At 47.5% G+C, this 17,947-nt stretch carries 20 protein-coding genes; 1 reads left to right on the top strand and 19 read right to left on the bottom strand.

The genetic code is table 11. The features are described 5' to 3' along the window. Positions 1-21: 21 nt before the first annotated feature. The 13 genes from DP091_RS14695 to DP091_RS14640 form a co-directional block, all read right to left on the bottom strand. Positions 22-615: a P-loop nucleotide/nucleoside kinase family protein gene (locus DP091_RS14695; RefSeq protein ID WP_113059000.1), complete on the bottom strand. Its 594-nt coding sequence runs from the start codon at positions 613-615 to the stop codon at positions 22-24. Positions 616-734: 119 nt separating this feature from the next. After that, complete coding sequence (locus tag DP091_RS14690) at positions 735-1,247, bottom strand: DUF6886 family protein (protein WP_113058999.1); 513 nt, start codon at positions 1,245-1,247, stop codon at positions 735-737. A 73-nt stretch (positions 1,248-1,320) separates the two neighbouring features. Further along, positions 1,321-1,920, bottom strand: coding sequence for a transglutaminase-like domain-containing protein (locus tag DP091_RS14685; protein ID WP_113058998.1), 600 nt, complete (start codon positions 1,918-1,920; stop codon positions 1,321-1,323). 103 nt (positions 1,921-2,023) lie between these two features. Continuing rightward, a complete protein-coding gene (locus DP091_RS14680; protein ID WP_258394529.1) occupies positions 2,024-2,500 on the bottom strand; it encodes a GNAT family N-acetyltransferase in 477 nt (158 codons plus the stop codon). 149 nt (positions 2,501-2,649) lie between these two features. Continuing rightward, the gene (locus DP091_RS14675) at positions 2,650-3,186 is read right to left on the bottom strand and encodes an AAA family ATPase (protein WP_258394528.1); all 537 of its coding nucleotides are present in this window, start codon (positions 3,184-3,186) and stop codon (positions 2,650-2,652) included. A 100-nt stretch (positions 3,187-3,286) separates the two neighbouring features. Further along, positions 3,287-3,880, bottom strand: a complete 594-nt coding sequence (locus DP091_RS14670; RefSeq protein ID WP_146747002.1) for a hypothetical protein — start codon at positions 3,878-3,880, stop codon at positions 3,287-3,289. 208 nt (positions 3,881-4,088) lie between these two features. Then, a complete protein-coding gene (locus DP091_RS14665; RefSeq protein WP_113058994.1) occupies positions 4,089-4,685 on the bottom strand; it encodes a hypothetical protein in 597 nt (198 codons plus the stop codon). A 388-nt stretch (positions 4,686-5,073) separates the two neighbouring features. Continuing rightward, the gene (comI, locus tag DP091_RS31590; protein WP_220091170.1) at positions 5,074-5,169 is read right to left on the bottom strand and encodes a competence inhibitor ComI; all 96 of its coding nucleotides are present in this window, start codon (positions 5,167-5,169) and stop codon (positions 5,074-5,076) included. Between the two features lie 303 nt (positions 5,170-5,472). Then, positions 5,473-6,237: an SDR family NAD(P)-dependent oxidoreductase gene (locus DP091_RS14660; RefSeq protein WP_113058993.1), complete on the bottom strand. Its 765-nt coding sequence runs from the start codon at positions 6,235-6,237 to the stop codon at positions 5,473-5,475. Positions 6,238-6,413: 176 nt separating this feature from the next. Continuing rightward, complete coding sequence (locus tag DP091_RS14655; RefSeq protein ID WP_113059037.1) at positions 6,414-7,232, bottom strand: SPL family radical SAM protein; 819 nt, start codon at positions 7,230-7,232, stop codon at positions 6,414-6,416. An 85-nt stretch (positions 7,233-7,317) separates the two neighbouring features. Continuing rightward, the gene (locus DP091_RS14650; protein ID WP_113058992.1) at positions 7,318-8,031 is read right to left on the bottom strand and encodes a 2OG-Fe(II) oxygenase; all 714 of its coding nucleotides are present in this window, start codon (positions 8,029-8,031) and stop codon (positions 7,318-7,320) included. Continuing rightward, positions 8,024-8,572 carry a methylated-DNA--[protein]-cysteine S-methyltransferase gene (locus DP091_RS14645; RefSeq protein WP_113058991.1) on the bottom strand — a complete coding sequence of 183 codons (549 nt, stop codon included), beginning with the start codon at positions 8,570-8,572 and terminating at the stop codon, positions 8,024-8,026. Before DP091_RS14645 ends, DP091_RS14650 begins: the two co-directional genes overlap by 8 nt. Continuing rightward, a complete protein-coding gene (locus DP091_RS14640; RefSeq protein WP_113058990.1) occupies positions 8,544-9,155 on the bottom strand; it encodes a bifunctional transcriptional activator/DNA repair enzyme AdaA in 612 nt (203 codons plus the stop codon). Before DP091_RS14640 ends, DP091_RS14645 begins: the two co-directional genes overlap by 29 nt. Before the next feature lie 147 nt (positions 9,156-9,302). Between DP091_RS14640 and DP091_RS14635 the strand changes: the two genes are divergently transcribed. After that, positions 9,303-10,289 carry a DNA-3-methyladenine glycosylase 2 gene (locus DP091_RS14635; RefSeq protein ID WP_146747001.1) on the top strand — a complete coding sequence of 329 codons (987 nt, stop codon included), beginning with the start codon at positions 9,303-9,305 and terminating at the stop codon, positions 10,287-10,289. 92 nt (positions 10,290-10,381) lie between these two features. Here DP091_RS14635 and DP091_RS14630 read toward each other — a convergent pair whose 3' ends face one another. The 6 genes from DP091_RS14630 to DP091_RS14600 all read right to left on the bottom strand — a co-directional run bounded on the left by DP091_RS14630 (position 10,382) and on the right by DP091_RS14600 (position 17,755). After that, positions 10,382-10,855 (bottom strand): DUF3574 domain-containing protein, encoded by a 474-nt coding sequence (locus tag DP091_RS14630; RefSeq protein WP_071220445.1) that lies wholly within the window; start codon positions 10,853-10,855, stop codon positions 10,382-10,384. A gap of 225 nt (positions 10,856-11,080) precedes the next feature. Further along, positions 11,081-12,127: an ATP synthase beta subunit C-terminal domain-containing protein gene (locus DP091_RS14625; RefSeq protein WP_113058988.1), complete on the bottom strand. Its 1,047-nt coding sequence runs from the start codon at positions 12,125-12,127 to the stop codon at positions 11,081-11,083. Positions 12,128-12,385: 258 nt separating this feature from the next. Further along, the gene (locus DP091_RS14615; RefSeq protein WP_181469812.1) at positions 12,386-13,342 is read right to left on the bottom strand and encodes an acetamidase/formamidase family protein; all 957 of its coding nucleotides are present in this window, start codon (positions 13,340-13,342) and stop codon (positions 12,386-12,388) included. A 275-nt stretch (positions 13,343-13,617) separates the two neighbouring features. Beyond that, entirely contained in the window at positions 13,618-14,700 is a 1,083-nt protein-coding gene (locus DP091_RS14610) for a glycoside hydrolase family 172 protein (protein ID WP_113058986.1), read from the bottom strand. 204 nt (positions 14,701-14,904) lie between these two features. Continuing rightward, positions 14,905-16,581 (bottom strand): ribulokinase, encoded by a 1,677-nt coding sequence (locus DP091_RS14605; RefSeq protein ID WP_113058985.1) that lies wholly within the window; start codon positions 16,579-16,581, stop codon positions 14,905-14,907. 166 nt (positions 16,582-16,747) lie between these two features. Continuing rightward, entirely contained in the window at positions 16,748-17,755 is a 1,008-nt protein-coding gene (locus DP091_RS14600) for a LacI family DNA-binding transcriptional regulator (RefSeq protein ID WP_113058984.1), read from the bottom strand. Between the last annotated feature and the right edge of the window lie 192 nt (positions 17,756-17,947).

Below are 17,947 nucleotides of genomic sequence, written 5' to 3'. Positions count from 1 at the left end.
TTATTGAATAGGGAACTACTTTCATATATCACGACTTGTGATTTCTCGATTTTCACTCACGATTCTCTGCTTTTCACCCTCGATGTAATCATATACTTTTGAAATCTCTTCTTCGTAGTTCTCTTTAATCTCAAAATAAGGGACATCTGATGCCAAACACTTTTCACGGAATGCATCATGCTCCAGTATGTAATCAGTAATGGTTCTTTCTTCAGGATAGGTACGTGTTTCGATTGCATTGCGATGTTGAATGATGTTGGAATGGAAGTTTTGCTGGATGTAGGTGGTTGAGAAACCCAAGAATACCGGTATGATGTGCGCTGAGTAGGATGGCTCGATATCTTGAAGATGGTGAGGCAGGATGTAGCAGCCTTCAATGATTAGATTCTGGTTATTCTCTATGTTCGTCTTGATGATCTCTTTGAGGCTCGGCCATAATATCTCACCGATAAACTCTGCTGAATCCAGGGGGGTGAAACCGCAGTTCATATCTGCTCTGTATAAGCCCATTTTTAAATGGTCGATCGAAAGATATGGAGCGTGATACCTCTCGAGCAATTGTTGAGCCATATAGGTCTTACCCGTGCAGCTGTTCCCGCTGATTAATATGATCATATTCGTTACAGTCTCCTTTAATGGCAGAGGCATCAATTCATTAGGCAAAAATCAGCCCCGTAATGGCCAAGATACAGCAGGGATATTTCCTAGCTGCATGAATGCAGTAGTTAAATCCCCTATAGTCTCTTGGCATTATTAAATCTATGTATTCCAAATTCCTTAAAATCTGAAGAAACTATGGATTCCCTAAGAGGACATAAATTGGGTGTAAACCTTAATTCAATTCCCTTACTTAAAAGTCTCTCAACCAGTCTATCAACCTTCTCCATACCCACAGGCTTTACGGTTTGATAGGAAATATAATAGCCTGCAGTCTTATCAAAAACTTCAAACCCCTCGTCTTCAAATTGGTACTTGTACAACGTTTGTTGAACGATTCTTGCGTACCAATCATTTTCCACAGTTACGATGATGTCAGCCAACGTGTTGTTAAAAAACAACTCCCTGTTTCTCTCACTGATATCCTCTGTTCTTCTACATACGATTCGCGGACAATCCCTCGGGAAGTAATATGAGAATTCATGTTCCGCATCTATGGCCCAAACCACTGCCGGAAAGTCTGGTCGGTTCTGTTTTTCCCGCGGGATGAAGATTTCAATATCCGCCTCTTCGCTAAAATGAAAAAGCATTCATGCACCTCATTTTATATATGTATTTCAGTAATTTCGTATACTTTAATCACGTACTAAACGCGTCACAGTTTCACTGACTCAGGTCTTCTGGCAATCCGCCTAGATACATCTCCATGGCATTCGAATAGGTTTCTAGTGTTTGAATAATGACTGGATGGGGCTGTGCGTAATTATTCTCATAATCCTTCTCACCATATTCTTCCCTAACAGGAAAGGCTAACCTCTCCTTATCTATTGAAAACTGCGCATTTATGCCTTCCTTATTTCCTCTTGCGTCTAAACGTATCCACCTGCCCTGCTCCCTCAAATACACTGTATTCAAAGCATGCAAACAGTACCCATCTTCGGGTTTATCGAATAAGGTTAACCTTTGATAACAAATGCCTGAAGGTATACCCATTCCTCGCAGTATTCCTGTCAACAAATGAGATTTGGCATAGCATATGCCATGTCCTTTGTTCAATACTTCAGAGGCCTTCCTTGTTACTTCTTCGTTGTTAATATCAAAAGAATGATCAATCTGATCGCGTACAAATTCAAATGCTGCCTGTATTCTTTCGATTTCAGTTTCCTCTGTAAAAGATAAGATCACAGCTTGTATTTCAGCATCAAAATAATCAATATACTCAGATGCCTGCAAATAGGCTTCCAATTGTGCTAACTGCTTCATTGTTTCTCCTCCTAGTCGTATAACAGAAATTCCCAGCCTAACTTCTATCGCATTCACGACGTTCAAGTAGCTCAAACTTCGTATCGGCAGGTATTCCTTTTTATTACAGATACTTTTTGAATGCTCTGCTTGAATGTCCGTCATATCCCAACCTATCGTAAAATTCATGAGCCTCAGTCCTTGAACTTCCACTTGTAAGAAATATCTTTAAACAGTTCTTCTCGGCGCATAAACCTTCAATATATTTCATTAATTCTGAACCATATCCCTTTCCTTGTTGTGCTCTTGAAATAATAACTCTTTCTACAACACCAAACGGCCTGGACCCCACTAATGCGTCCAAGCAGAGATGCAAATGAGCAGTTCCCACAATCTTTTGCTCTAGCTCGTAGACGAATAAGAAGCTATTCGGATTATTTTGGACTTCACTTATTCTTTCATTGGACACATATATTTCAGTGTTGCTAGGTAATAATTCCATATATAATTCCTCAATTTGTTCTGCATCTTTTGGTTCCGCTTCTCGAATCATTGTTTTTCCCCTTTCCTTTCTTAAGCTGAATTCATACAAAGTTTCCATGTTCACGACGTCAACTCAACTTTAAGCGAACGTTAGTAAGCGGCCGTGATGGGTTAGGTGGTGCGGGGACCCACATCGCCTCCTGAACGATCCATGTCTTTAGGTGGACCAAGAGGTGAACCTCGTGTTATGTGTAGCCAGTAACCTCATTAAACTCTCCACACATTGCTCTTAACAGTTTTATTTAGGATTAGTCTAACAACTTCTTCTGTTCCTATATGGTCCGTTTCAATATGTTCTGGAAATCTGCTATCCCTAAATGCAAGTAAACCAGCTTCTGTATGTGTCTGATACCACGTTCCAAATTGATCACCTCGCTCTTCAATTCGCTTTTTGATTGTGTCTTCAGACGCAATGAGACAAAAATGAAAAACATCTTGATCAAAACTTTTAAATCCATTTAATATGTATTCGAAATGATCAGCTTTATAAATCGTCATAGGAACAATAAGATGTTTCTTATACTTATTCATTAATTCATGAGCTGTCTTAACCGTGAGGATTCTCCATAATTCCAGATCCTGAAAATCATCAGTTCGTTCTTCTTCAAATCTAGTTTCTTCGTTAATGATATTTCTTAACATGTATCCTATTTCTTCAGGATCATAAATCATGCTATTTGAGATTAAGGATTGAAGCATGTTAGCTGCCGAAGTCTTGCCAGAACCGAATGTACCATTAATCATGATAATCACATAATCACCCCATAGGTATGGATTTATATCTACGAATGGATAAGTTGCTAGCTGCTACCCCTTCTACCCCAAAAACCTATTAATCTTCATCTTAATACCATCCGGTCTTTGTCTCTCCATGTTTATAAATTCTTACTACATCCGGGTCGTAATTAACTGGAGTATCTGAAAAACAAAACCATATTGGACCTTTTGATGTTGGAATTATAGTCGCATCTCTTACTGCCTGACCCTTGTATTGGATTTTTAAATTTTCAATATCCCTATCATTTATTACACCAAACGTTAGCGAAACAAGTTCATCATTTCCTGATATCTCAGTTGGTAGGTTTGTGAATGCTCTTGTAAGGATATGCTCGGTTTCATTAAAATGTTTACTACCAAACCCATAAATCCACTGATATTTTGATCTTTTCTTGGTTGCTATGCCAACCGACAAAATATCTTCTTCACAGTAAAAAACAATGCTGTATCCTCTATTCTCAGTAATATAATATATTTCATCATAAACAATGTTTGAATTAATCATCGCTTCTTCTATTGATGCGTAGTCATTTGGTCTATCCTTTTGAAAAAGAAATATCAATGCTATCAATAAAATAAGAATTATAAATATACTTACCTTAATCTTCAGATCGTTCATCTCTTTATGGCGTACACAACTTCTCGGAGATCTATAATCCAACTAAGTACCCACTCGACTAGTCATAATGTAATCAAAATTTTCTTGTAGTTAATCGGAATCTTTGAAGCTGTTAAGTTGTGGGATATACACTCATGGTCTTCCGGGAATAGATTGTATTTACCTGATTCTGTTTCCAGACCAGTAGCCCCCTAGCGGTCAAAGCTCGGCCCTCAGCCGAGGCCAGCATGAATATTACGTTATCGGAAGTCTACGTCTTCATCGAAATTTCAACACATTCCCTTACTGTTCTTTCAAGAACAGCAATGACTTCTTCAAACTCAAGAATTTCCAATTCTTGTTCTTTCGCCTCATCTTTCATTGCAAAATCATTTTCTAAATCCTTTATTAATTCTGGCAGGTATCTATAATCAATCTCTTCAATCTCAATGGACTTGACTTCCATCGGTCTATATTCAATGGAATAATAATCAATCAACTTTCCATTGAGTCTCCAAAAATCTCTATAATACTTTAACTGCGCTTCTTTTTTATCCGGTTGAGGCAACCACTTTATTTTCTTGTAATAAATTTCTTCGACCCATATGACATCAGATATTAAATGAAAAAAGTAACCTAGATAAAATGGTTCACTCATATATCTCAGATATTTCTCATGAAATCCCAAATAATCGGCAAATATTTGTCCTTCATTATTGGTCCTTACGAAATGAGAAATGGTTTTAGGGGTTTTCATATTTTTATTCACATCAGGAGCAATGCCACCTAAGAAAAATTGATCATCATCAATCTTTAATTCTTTAGCAAGACGGGCAGAAATACAATAATGCATGATTCTAGATCCCATGTTATTCTCCTTTGCATAGAGTTCTCATAACGTTCTTGTATGTAATCGAATGTCACATTCATATGCTACTCTCAAAATCATTTCCTTATTACTCTTTACTACAATCAGTTTTTCTTAGGTGATAAAAAGATAATTACATCTGCTTCTTCAAAGCTTCGTCCCGCCCACTTGCGATATACCCCTTCAATAATCCACTATTCTTTATTTAAGGTTTTCAAATACCCAAAATACTCTTTCCAGGTTCACTTCTTTTTCCAATTGTGTTATCATAATTTACAAAGAAGCCGAGTGCGGGAACACTCGGCTGAACAATTGGCTTGGATGGTTTATTCCCTTCTAAGCGATCAGAATAAAGACCCACCTTCGGCGCTAACCTTGGGGTGGGTTTTTACTTTCTCTTGTTGTTCGAATTGATGTATGTTAAAAGTGCAAGGATAAACGATCCAAACAGAAACATGATCGTCAACGCATCTTTAATTTCCATGGCTTCACCTCCTTTCGAAGGGAAACCATGCCCACCCAAGATTCAATTGTCTTTCCTTATTATACCATCATCTACTAATGAGATGAAGAACGATTGTTCGGTTTTTTTACTCAATCTTACATCCGTTGATTTCATCTAACGTTGTAAGTATTCACGAACCCGAAAGGCTTAAAGGAGCGAATGCGACTATTGTGCGGCATGAATTTCCGATAACTCCATACCCACGAACTTCGCAAATCCCCACCACAATGAGAATCTACGAAGTTCATGAACACTGCTGAGCTCACTCCATTTACCGAAACTCTAGATCCCCACCATCACATTCCCGCCACACACTGGAATATATGCCCCGGTAATAAACGACGACAAGTCCGAAGCCAGGAATGCCACGGCATTGGCAATCTCCTGGTCCGTTCCGCGGCGCTTCAATGGAACGGAGGCCTCATAGGAGGCGCTGTGCTCGGTTCCGTTCTCCCGATCGCGGTCGCTGATCGTCCAGCCCGGCGCGACCTGGTTGACGGTGATCCCGTGCTCGCCGATCTCTTTGGCGAGCACGCGGTAGACACCGTCCATGCCGCGTTTTCCCGCAACATAAGCCGATTGGCTCGGGAAGTTTTGGATTGAACATTCGGTGTTGATCCCGATGAACCGGCCGCCTTGACGCTCGATCATGGCAGGAACAAAAGCTTTCGCCAGGTAGACGCTTTGCATGACACAGGATTGAAACTGACTCTCGTAATCTTCCGGCGCTTGCTCCAAGACGGATGTCCATTGATAGGATTCGACGGCATTGGCAACAATGATTTGGGGCAGCACGCCGAAATGTGCAAGCACCGCATCCCGCATGGCATTCACGGAAGCTTGATCCGTGACATCAGCTTGCACCGTGAACGCGCGTCTGCCCATCGACTCTACTTCGCGTTGAAGCTCTTCTGCCTTGGCTTGGCTCCCCCGGTAATGGATAACCACATCCGCGCCGCATTCCGCCAAGGTTCTGACCATGACACGCCCTAACTGGCCCGCGGCTCCCGTAATTAACGCAATTTTATCCGTTAAATCCATCTTCATTGTTCATTCGCTCCTCTACCGTTTGACTGGTTATTTTCGCCTATCATACCATAATCATCTACCGCCAGACATGACAAAAAAAGACCAGAAACGATCTTCCGGTCCTGGCCTAAACCTATCATAATCTATCTAATCCACGGATCACGGATCCTCTTCTAAACTTGCCAATCTAAACCTTAAGGTTCAAAACCCTTCTGGCTCTCAAACAACTGCTCCACCGGAAACTCCCGGCTAAATCGATCGTAGACCGTTCGATAAGCAGCGGGGTCGTACCATTCCTGCTCCCCAAGCTCCTCGTACAGAGCCTGAACAGGCAGTCTTTTCGTACGTTTCCCGCCACTGCCATCCCCCATGAAATAATCGTCGATGCACACGCGATGGACGAGCGGCCGCAGGATCTGCGGGAAAGCCTCCGTGCTCGGAAGCACGGGGGCAATAGCTGCCTGAGCGGGAATCCTCGCGTCCCTCAGCAGCTCGAGGGTTTTCAGTCTCGCTTGGATCGGCGGCGCTGATGGCGTAAAATGCTTGCGTATCTCCTCGCGGTCCGTCTCGACCGTCATGCTTACCCGGACGCGTTCTCCTAACTGCTGCAGCAGATCAACATCCCGCCGGACCAATGGACTGCGCGTCTGTACGAGCAGAAAATCCGGCGGTTCGCTGACCATCACCTCAAGCAAAGAGCGAGTCACTTCTTCCTTGGCCTCAATCGGCTGGTAAGGATCGGTGCTGGAAGACATGAAAATCGTGACGGGTCCCTTGGACTTGGCACGCCTCAGTTCTTTTTGCAGGATAGCAGCAGATTCGACCTTAACGTCAACCCAGCTCCCCCATTCCTGATTGCGGAATATCGATACCGGCATTTGCCGGACATAGCAATAAGAACAAGCGAAGGTGCAGCCCGTATACGGATTCAAGGTATGGCTGTAGCCGTTCAGGAATCCCGTTCCTTTATTGAGCAGGGTCTTCGGCGTTTTATAGAGTACTTCTTGTTTCACCTGGACACCCCATTCCTGCACTTTCTTCTATTATACTATTTCTCTCCTCACATCCCATAATGAATGAGTGGACACACGCCCCCCTCTACTTTGCATCATGAAAAATAATCCCGAGGCTGTATCGGGTCCCCGACGTAATGGTGCCGACGCCATGCCGGAGCGTGGTCCGGTAATACCCTCGCGTTCCCTGAACAGGACGATGGTTGGTCGGAAAGATTAGCCCCGCTCCTTGTTCCAACGTGATCACATGTCCCCGGCTCTGTGCACGCGGCCGCTGCTCGATGAGCAGAAACTCTCCCCCTGTGTAATCGACTTCCTTCTCATTCAGAACAAACACCACTTGAAACGGGAAAAATTCATCTCCGTACAAATCCTGATGCAAGCAATTATAGCCGCCTTCTTCATATTTCAATATCAACGGCGTCGAACGCTCTTGCCCCTGCGCATGGCACATGCCAAGAAACTCATCCAAGCTCACCGGATATCTCTCCTCATGTCCAATCTGCGTCAACCAGCGGTTAGCGGTCAACGCAAGCTCAGGATAAAAGCCTTCCCGAAGCTGCTGCAGCGGTTCTGGCAGCGGTGCTTGATAATACTTGTACTCTCCGAGCCCAAACCGGTGCCTAGCCATATTGATCGTGCTGCGAAACCGCTCCTCTTCCGAATACGTGTTGATAATCTCCGCACACTCGTCAGGCAGCAGGAGCTTTGGAACGACCGCATATCCCTGCTCATCCAAAGCTCCTTGTATCCCTGTCCAATCGAGCCCTGCTATGCGCTGCGGCAATGAATTAGGCATAATTGATCTTCTCCCTCATCCTGGCTCGCTCACCCTCAAGCTCCAGCAGCCGGGTCTTCATGGCAAGCCCCCCGCGATACCCCGTCAATGCACCGCTTTTGCCAATTACCCGATGACAAGGCACGGTTATCAGCAGCGGATTAGCCCCAATAGCCGCTCCTACAGCTCGAACAGCTGCCGGCTTTCCAATCTGGTTGGCAATGTCTGAATACGTGAAGGTTTGTCCATACGGGATCTGGCACAGCGCATTCCATACTACCATTTGAAACGCGGTCCCCTTATAATCCATAGCCACCTCAAACCGATCGCGTTTCCCCTGAAAATACTCCACCAACTCATAAGCATACGGCTTCATGGCTTCATCGTTCTGCACAAGTTCACAGCCAGGGAACTTTGATTGCGCCCATCTTTCCAACTCGGTTAAAGGCTGATCCTGTGATCCGATGAAGCATAAACCTTGCGGCGTGGCCGCGATGTGTACGTTCCATGTATCATGACACAATTGGGTCCAGTTAATGGTAATCGAATGATTGGATTTCATGATCTTGCACCTCCGCATTTGTATGTTTCAGATATTGCCCGCGATAACTAAGGGGCGTCATCCCCGTCTTCTTCTTAAACAACGTAATAAAATAAGCCGTATTCTCCATGCCCACCTTATGGCCGATATCCGAAATGGCCAAGCTGGATTTCGTCAGGAGCTCCTTGGCCTTGCCGATCCGGTAATCCTGAATGTACTCCATCGGGGTCTGACCTTTGACGCGCTTAAATATCCGGTGTAGATGGTACGGACTGCCGTGGCTCACATCGGCCAAGACATCAAGCGATAAATGATCCGTATAGTGTTTATCGATATACTCGGTGACAAGTTCAATCCATTCATGGTCCGGTAAACGCTCACCCGTCGGCTTGCACCTTTTGCATGGCCGGAAGCGCTCGGCTTTCGCTTCATCCGCCGATTGAAACACGCGCACATTTTCAAACTTCGGGGGTCTGGATTTACAGGATGGCCTGCAGAAGATTTTCGTTGTCTGCACCGCATAGAAAAACTTGCCGTCACTATCCTTGTCGTTGTTGATAATGGCCTTCCACTGGGCATCGGTCGGTTGTATTCGGTTTGCCACGTTTCCTCACCTCCGCTAACATTATAACCACAGGATAATCCTGTTGTACGCTTTTTGGAATAGAAGAGCAAGATAACAAAATTATACGGTCTGCGTTTATGGTACAACTAGTATAGAAGAGTTCAAGCACGAAAGGAAACGATGAAGATGCAGGTGCAAAAACACAACCATGACGGTAAGCTATATACAACGGAGGATCATCTCCCCCGGGACAGCTGGGAAGATCATACCGAAGCCATCAGGCTTTTCGTACCGAAGGAGTTCAGTTTTACGGAGAACCTCCATTATTTGCAAAGATCGCCGAACGAATGTCTTTATCATATCCGGAATGACAGCATCTACCGGGCGATCCAACTTGAGGGTGAGGGTGAGATCGCTGTGATTGAAGTCAGCGCCGAGCCTCAGGAGCAAGCGATCCTTGTTCGGTTTTTGGGGAATACGGCCCCCTCCGATCCCTGCAAGCGGGCGGAAGTAGCGGGTTATGTCCGGGACTGGTTCGATCTGAATACCGATCTCGTACCGTTCTATGCGATGGCGGAGGCAGATCCATTACTCAGTCAAGCCGTTCAATCCTTCTATGGACTTCGTAACATGGGCATTCCCGATCTGTTCGAGGCTTTGTGCTGGGGCATTTTGGGGCAGCAGATTAACCTGGCCTATGCCTATACGTTAAAGAGACGTTTCGTTGAAGCTTTCGGCCGCCGCGTGGAGTGTGAAGGAGAGGTTTATTGGATCTTCCCAAGACCTGAGGACATCGCACCGCTGCTTGTGGAAGAGCTGGACGGGCTTCGTATGACCGTGAAAAAAGGCGAGTATCTTATTGGAGTCGCTCAGCTTATGGTCGAAGGGAAATTGACGAAGGAGCAGCTGCTTGAAGCAGGCAGCTTAAAACAAGCGGAGAAACAATTAATCAACATCCGCGGGATCGGACCGTGGACGGCTAACTATGTGCTGATGCGATGTTTGCGAATGCCGGCGGCTTTTCCCATCGATGATGTGGGTCTGCACAATGCCATCAAACATCTGCTGGGCTTGGAAGCGAAACCGACGAAGAAGGAGATAATGGAGCTGTCGGCAGCATGGGCGAACTGGGAATCCTATGCCACCTTTTATCTGTGGAGGTTTCTTTATTAATAGGCAAACGCAATAAAGAGGACATCTCCCTTCTGCCATGACAGACAGCAGGGAGACCTCCCCTATTAGCTCATCGCTGATTCGAGAATCAACTATTCGATGAAATACAGTTTGCCGTCAACCTCGAGTGAGATTGCGGATTGCGACAAATCGTCCTTAAGCTTCTTCGCATAATCCACCACTTGATTTAGCGAGTCCTTGTCAAGCTTCTCGGCAAACGCGTATACGATCGTTACTTTTTCCTTGATCAGGGTTTTGTTATTGTCCACCCATGCCCCTTCGCCCGGAATCGCGGTTGCCCCGCCAAACCAGCCGGACAGCTTCGTTAGCGTTTGGTCGACAAACTTCTGATGGGCTGCATCCGTAATCGGAATGTCACCCTTCACCGTTGAAGGCACGTAAATCTTAACGACATGATCCAAGTGGAACTGATCGTTCAAAGCACTCTGTGTAATGGCGGTTGCCGTCGGATTGCCCTCTGCGCTGAAAGACTGCTGAACCGGTACCACGATAAGTGTTAACAATAATGCCGCTGCGAATGCGATAAGCCAACCTTTTCTCTTCATGCCCATTTCTCCTTTATGTATGGTCTCGTGTCCCGTACAAGCATGACATTTCTGTTGTCCGGTGCAACCTCCCTGCCATCCGCACGATACAGACTAGCACATATTATATACTGGCCTTTTCTTATCATCTATGGGACATACGGATTATATTATGCGGAATCACGCAAAAAAGCCGATATTCCCGATAAACAAACTGCGAGAAATCGACTTTTAATGAATATTATGCTATTTTAGCCTCCCGATCCGGGATAAACTCTCCACTGATCGATGATCCATGCTGCCATTCAAAATAGCTTGAACATCATGCAGCGTATCCTGCAAATGCACCCGTTCGCCCGGTAACCCGGTATAAGCCTCCGCAACGTAAAATGGCTGCGTAAGATACGCCTCGAGCCGAGATCCCCGCTCGTAAACCTCTGTCTCGGATGCCGGAATGGCCTGCAATCCTCGTACCTGAACCAGTGAACGCAGCTCGCGATAACGGCGCAGCAGCTTCTGGGCCCGCTGTTGGACCGATAAATGAACCGGATCCAGGTGAACGCCTTCCGATACGGAAGAGGTAGAGTATAACGGGTTCACGGCAGGAAACATATGTCTTGCCGCCAGATCGGCATCGAAATACCATAGCGTCTCCAGGGGGCCGTAAGGCATGTCTTCATCCACAGCCGCACCTTTGAGGTCCACAAGAAACGTCGTGATGTGCTGTATGCCCTCCTGTTGAAAACGTTCCTGAAGGTCATAGATTTTGCCGGTCAAGACATGCTCCCTGTCCGCTGCAAACACAATCTCATGATCGGTATTCGCATTCGCCACAATGGAATAGGTTTCTTCTATAGAATAAGCTACCCGTTCTACGTCATTCAGCATGTCCTGCAGCTCGGGATATTCGCCATCCGGCTTTAGCAAAATCGTCATATACCCTTCCTGCTTGAGGTGATGAAACAACTCACCAAGCAGCACCAGTTGGCCCATTCCGGGACGGGCGACCAGACCAACGGTCCCCCCTTTTGCCAAAGGGGCAAATAGATCAAGCGGTTTGATGCCCGTTTCAATCATCTCCACACTTTCTCCGCGCAGAATCAGTTCATCCAGACTGCATTTTGCCAGAGATGCCAATGCGGCTATGGTACGGACTTCCGCCCGACCAACGGGAATTTTTCCAGTACATAGGTTGGAGACCGTGGCCGGCCGTAATCCCACGGATTTGGCTGCGCTGGTCAGGTTCGGAACTCTTTGTCGTAAAAGTGATACATTCAGCTTCAGATTGTCCAAGTGCGTACACCCTTTTTAAATGATTGATGGTTCTTCCTAATTTCTTTCAGAAGAGAGTCTGCGGTGCGGACAAACACTTCCACATCCGGTTCAAAAATGTGATGATCATGCTCCTCAAACGCCACGATGTTTGCCTGAGGCTGCGCCAGCCTATATTGTTCCCTGCTTCTAATGATAACCCGGGATGTGGTTTTACGCCACGGATCATAAGGACTGGGCAAGTCAGTCTAGTCAGAGTCCTCCAGCCTTCAGTTCCCTTCACCTCAATGCCCCAAAAGGTAAAAATGCGTGCACGCCCTTAAATGTATTCACGATCTGGGTTACCCTTAGATCGACCGTTAAGCTGGCATAGGCGTACGCCTCCGTTCTTGAAATAGAGTAGAGCTCGGTCATGAGATCAAGCATCCCGTTTAATGCCATCCACATGGCTTCGTCAAGGTCCTCGTGAAACCCCATCGTAAGCCAGCCGGTACTCGTCTTGGCCCTGGGCATCGTTATGGGCATGTCGTCTCGGACATGAAAGGTTAGACACACCTTCTCCATGGGGCATTCCAGGGCGGGACCGCTAACTTCGCCGTCTCCCTGTGCCGCATGTCCATCCCCTGTTGAGAACAGCCCGCCATCCACCGGGATCGGCAGATACAAGGTGCTCCCGGCCGTTAATTCCTTGCAATCAAGATTTCCGCCATAAGGGCGCGGTGCAAAAGTCGTATGCTGACCTTTTTCATTCGGCGGCATGCCCAGAATCCCCATAAACGGCTTCAGGCCGACGCTGTACTTGAAATTTCCGAACTGGCTTCTGCCTGTCATTGTCCGGGGATCCAATCCAAAGTCCAGCATCACTTCCTTGGCGTGGGCCATACCCAGCTTCTCGTTCCAATAACTCGGATAACCTCCGGCAGAGGTCCATCCCCATGATCCGGGAACGATTTCGTTGATTTGAATCTCCAATGTAAGCCCGGGTTTAGCCCCTTGAATATGGATGGGACCCATTAACGCATGCCCGAACTGCTTCTCCTGCCGCTCCGTACTGCGCTTCGTAAACTTCATTCTCGCCGCGTCTGGGGCAGCGCGCTTCTCCAGTCCCCAACCCGCATCTAAGGTTTGATACACGACAGTATCCCCAGACTGAATGTATAGGGCGGGCTCCAGTTCCATGCTGAAAAATCCATGAAGCGTGTGAATATTCGGTTGTAACATATGAACCTGTGACATCCATCTTTCTCCCTTCACAGCTGTAATCAGAGTGGACATTCCATGCCTAATATCCATTCTGTTACTTTATAGGGTATTTCAAATTACTCCGTGAGTCAATAAACAATTACTCTAAAGGGTAACAATAATTACTCTGAATATGTGCGTTTTCCGTTTCCGGTTGTACCATGGTTGGTCGTCGGAACACAAAAAACCGTCCACGGCGCAGATTCACTGCGAGGGACGGTTCATCACCATGCTCAGTCAAATTTTATAGTCACCAGCATAAGATCCTCTTATATAATCTCCCGCTCATCATTATCCGGAAGCTCTGGAAATGGCGCATGGGGCTCGGCCTGATACCAGAACGCAGTCGATGCAATATCGCTCTGCTGCGGAAGATACCTCCCTCCGGATCTCCAGCCAAGATCCTGAATGGTCACGCGAAGATCGCTCTGAAAGCGGATTGGATCCATGACATGCCATCGATACATGCCAAAACGCTGCTGGCTTCGATACAATCCGTCCGGCTTCAGCACTTGGTGCATCCCCAAATATGGCGTGGAGTAGGTTCTATAGGTACCAATCGGCTGCTCCCAATTCCAGGCTCCGCCAAAATAATCTTCTGTTCCCGTACCGCATATGGTCGGATAATCCTGATCCCCGTCCATATAGAACTTGATCTCGCCTTCGCCCCACCAGCCGTTATTGTTCACCTGCCAGGCGAGGTAAGTCCCTACATAGTGTCCGTGTCCAGTCACCCCATCCAGAATGGTATAAACCTCTTTATAAGGAACGGGATTCGTTCTCCGCCACTGCGCGTGAAAATATGCCTCATCTTCCGGAATTTCCGTCAACGTATAATCAATTTGATAGTAAAGGACTGCCTTTTCCGGCGCACGGTTCTCCATCGTCAATCGGGCATGCTTGCGGAAGGGCATCTGCCAGTAGCTGTTCATGCCGCCGGCCGGATTCACGGCAACCGGAATTGAATTGACATCGCTGCGCTCGCCCCATCCGTTACAGAACAAATCACCGACGGGCACCTCAACCGAAGGGGCCAGTTCATCATCCCAATACATGCGGATAATCAGATTGCGCCACAACGTCGGATGACAAGTAAGCCAGATATGCTGAATCGCCCCGGGCCCCTGAATGTCACCCATGGTAAACGTTTCTCCCGGTAAAATCTCCACGGAAGGGGAGACCTTCCATCCTACGCCCAAGTCCCTGGAAGCCGCTGCGCCCGTGCCGTTGGTGGCCATGCCGCCCTTTCCTTTTTCACCGGTAAAATTCTCCGCGCTGATGGATCTTGTCTGCGCATGGGACAGCCGAGATAAATTTCCAAGGTGCATGTTGAGTCCATTAAAGTTCATCATCTATTACCACTCCTTTTAGTATGTAATATTGGGTCCGTGCCGTTCTTTAACGAATGAACCCAGAAGGTCCTTCATCCGCAGGTAAGCCTCATCGACCGCACTATTCCCCCTATCGAAGATGATAAATATCCCTATGCCTGGTTCCTCCTCGTCCACAACACCATCATGACCGTAATCCTTCCCGTCCGGCGTTCATTTTTGCGTTCATTCCGATGATTTTCCGCTTTTTAATGCTTTCAAGCGTTTCAACACCCCGTTTTCGCCTCTTCCCAAATAATCATGAAGTCCTTTATATTCCTTGTATAGTTGATCATATACACGCACGTTGGTCTCAATCGGCTTATAGGTCTCTTCACGAACACGAGCCATGGATTCTGCTGCCTCTACGATGCTCTCAAAGCCTCCCCGCTCTTTGCCTGCCGCCACGGCGCCGAACATAGCTGCACCAAAAGCAGCCGTCTGGACGGTATCCGCTACTTTGATTTCCTTGCCGGTAACATCAGCATAGATTTGCATCAGCAGCCGGTTTCGCTGCGGCAATCCACCGCAAGCATAGAGCTCCTTAACTTCAATTCCGCTTTCGGTAAAGGCTTCGATGATTGCTCGCGTTCCGAAAGCGGTGGCCTCCAGAAGCGCCCGATATATTTCCTCTGGCTTGGTCTGCAGGGTCAATCCAAGGATGACACCGCTCAGATCGGCATCCATCAGTACAGAACGGCTTCCATTCCACCAGTCGAGAGCCAACAGCCCGGTTTGGCCAGGCTCATATTGCGACGCTTCCCGCTCAAGCCACTCATGAATGCCCAGACGCTCTTCGGCAGCCTTGCGACTTACATATTCCGGCACTGCCTCATCCACATACCAGGCGAATATATCGCCAACAGCCGATTGTCCTGCCTCATACCCGTAATAACCGGGGATGATCCCATCCTCGACGACACCGCAAATGCCTTCACCCGTCACTTCCTTGTCGCTTAATAACAAATGGCAAGTAGAGGTTCCCATGGCGAGCACCAGTTTACCCGGGGTTACGACACTAACGGCCGGCACCATAGCATGGGCATCAATGTTGGCAACGGCTACCGCTGTACCCGGCAAAAGCCCGGTTAAGGCTGCCATCGATTCGGTTAATCCGCCCGCTTTCGAACCCAGTGGCTTGATCGGTCCTCTCAGCTTCGCCTCCACAAGGGTCCCGAACCTCGGGTCAAGCGACTGCAGGAACTCCTTGGACGGATATCCCTCCCGTTTATGCCAATTGGCTTTATAGCCTGCGGTGCAGCTGCTCCGTGCGAGCTGACCGGTCAATTGCATGACCACCCAATCGGCAGCCTCCATAAATAATGCAGCTTGCTCATACAGCTCTGGAGCTTCATTCAGAATCTGTAAAGACTTCGCAAGCATCCACTCCGAGGACAGCTTCCCTCCGTAGCGTGTAAGAAATTTCTCCCCTCGCCGCTTAGCGGCCTCATTGATCAGGTTCGCTTCATCCTGTGCCGCGTGATGCTTCCACAGCTTTACCCAGCTATGCGGATTGTCCCTCCACTCCTCCAGCATGCACAGCGGAGTCCCCCCGGCATCCAGCGGCATCATCGTGCATGCCGTGAAGTCGATGCCGATCCCGATGACTTGATCCGGTGATACGATTGCCTCCGACAGAACACGCGGGATGGATTGCCGAAGCACCTCCATGTAATCACCCGGATGCTGCAGCGCCCAATCCTGCTCCAGCTTCAAACCCGAGTGGACCAGCACCTCGTCCATGACTCCGTGCGTGTATGGTGTCACATGGGTAGCAACTTCTTGCCCGGTCGTGATATCAACCAAAAGAGCCCTGCCTGATTCCGTACCGAAATCCACGCCAATGGTGTATAACTGCTTCATGTTATCTGCCTCCTATTTGTACAAAGGACCGTAAGCTCTGCATACCCGTTAATCGGCCGTGACCTGTTCTAGTCAACAAAGGCGGTCCAGTCGCTTGGCTGAAACATCCGTTCCTCCGGAACATTGTGCATACACACCGGAATACGGAGCATCGATGCCAAGGTGATCAATCCAGCTGTTTCACTTCATTGCCGTAAATCGCTATTTCAGGCTCAGACAACGGGGCCTCATCGCGAATTCGACGCAAGAGAATCTCGCCGGCTTTAATCCCCATGTCATAGGGATGCTGCTTCATATAGTAGAGTCCCGATTCTTTGAGTAATGGACCGGCCTCTACTTCACCGAAAGAAGCTACGGCCATATCGGCCGGTATCTTTAGACCGCTGCGCACAATCTCAAGCAAAACACCGAGACTCATGCGGTTATTCAGGGATATAACAGCAGTTGGTCTTCTTTCCGTTGCCAGAAAATGACGTACCGCGCGGATTCCGTCCTCCGTAGAAAAGTCTCCATTATACACCATGGGTTCCTCGTTCAGGCCGTGTTCCTTCATCGCTTTCCGGACACCGTCAAGACGCTCCCTGCCCGTGCTGGATCTCGTCGGACCGTTAACCACACCAATAACCGTATGACCATCCTCAAGCAGCTTCCGGGTTAGACGGGATGCTCCCTCGGTATTGTCCTCGGCTACCAGATCGAGAGTCAAACCCGCTTCCGGCGAGTCCGGCTTTCGGTCTACGAGAACCATCGGCATTTTGGAATCCGCCAGCTGCTTGATCGCCGGATCATTGCCGCCCGAAGTCGCCAATACGACGGCATCCACGCGCTTTTCCTGCATAAGCTTAAGCAATCGCCTTTCCTTGTCCGGATTCTCATCCGAGCTGCAAAATATAAGCTGAAAGCCTTCTTTGCCTACAGTGTCCTCAATTCCTCTGGAGATCCCCATAAAATAAGGATTGGAAATATCGGGAACGATGACCCCAATCATATAAGTCCGGTCCTGCTTCAGACTGCGGGCGATAGCGCTTGGACGGTAATTCAACTGGTTCACCGCCGCCATCACTCGCTCTTTTATTTCATCGCTTACATAATCGCTGTCGTTCAGCACTCTTGAAACGGTTGCCGTGGATACTCCTGCTGCCGCTGCTACTTGTTTAATGGTTGCTTTTGCCAAACATGGTTCACCTCAAAAAGTTATGATTCCGCTGTGTAATCGATTACGTAAACGATTACAATCACAGGTTACAAGAAGGAACATGCTTATGTCAACCCTCTTTTTTTATATGACGGATTGTCAAGCCAAGTGCGATAGCTCTGCCATGAACGATTCGTGAGCAGACTTCCAACCGAGACACTTTCGGGGCCG

Source organism: Paenibacillus sp. MDMC362 (genome assembly GCF_003269305.1).
Taxonomy (GTDB): domain Bacteria; phylum Bacillota; class Bacilli; order Paenibacillales; family Paenibacillaceae; genus Paenibacillus_AQ.
The sequence above is the reverse complement of the archived record's forward strand: the minus strand, read 5'-3'. Positions and strand labels throughout refer to the sequence as shown.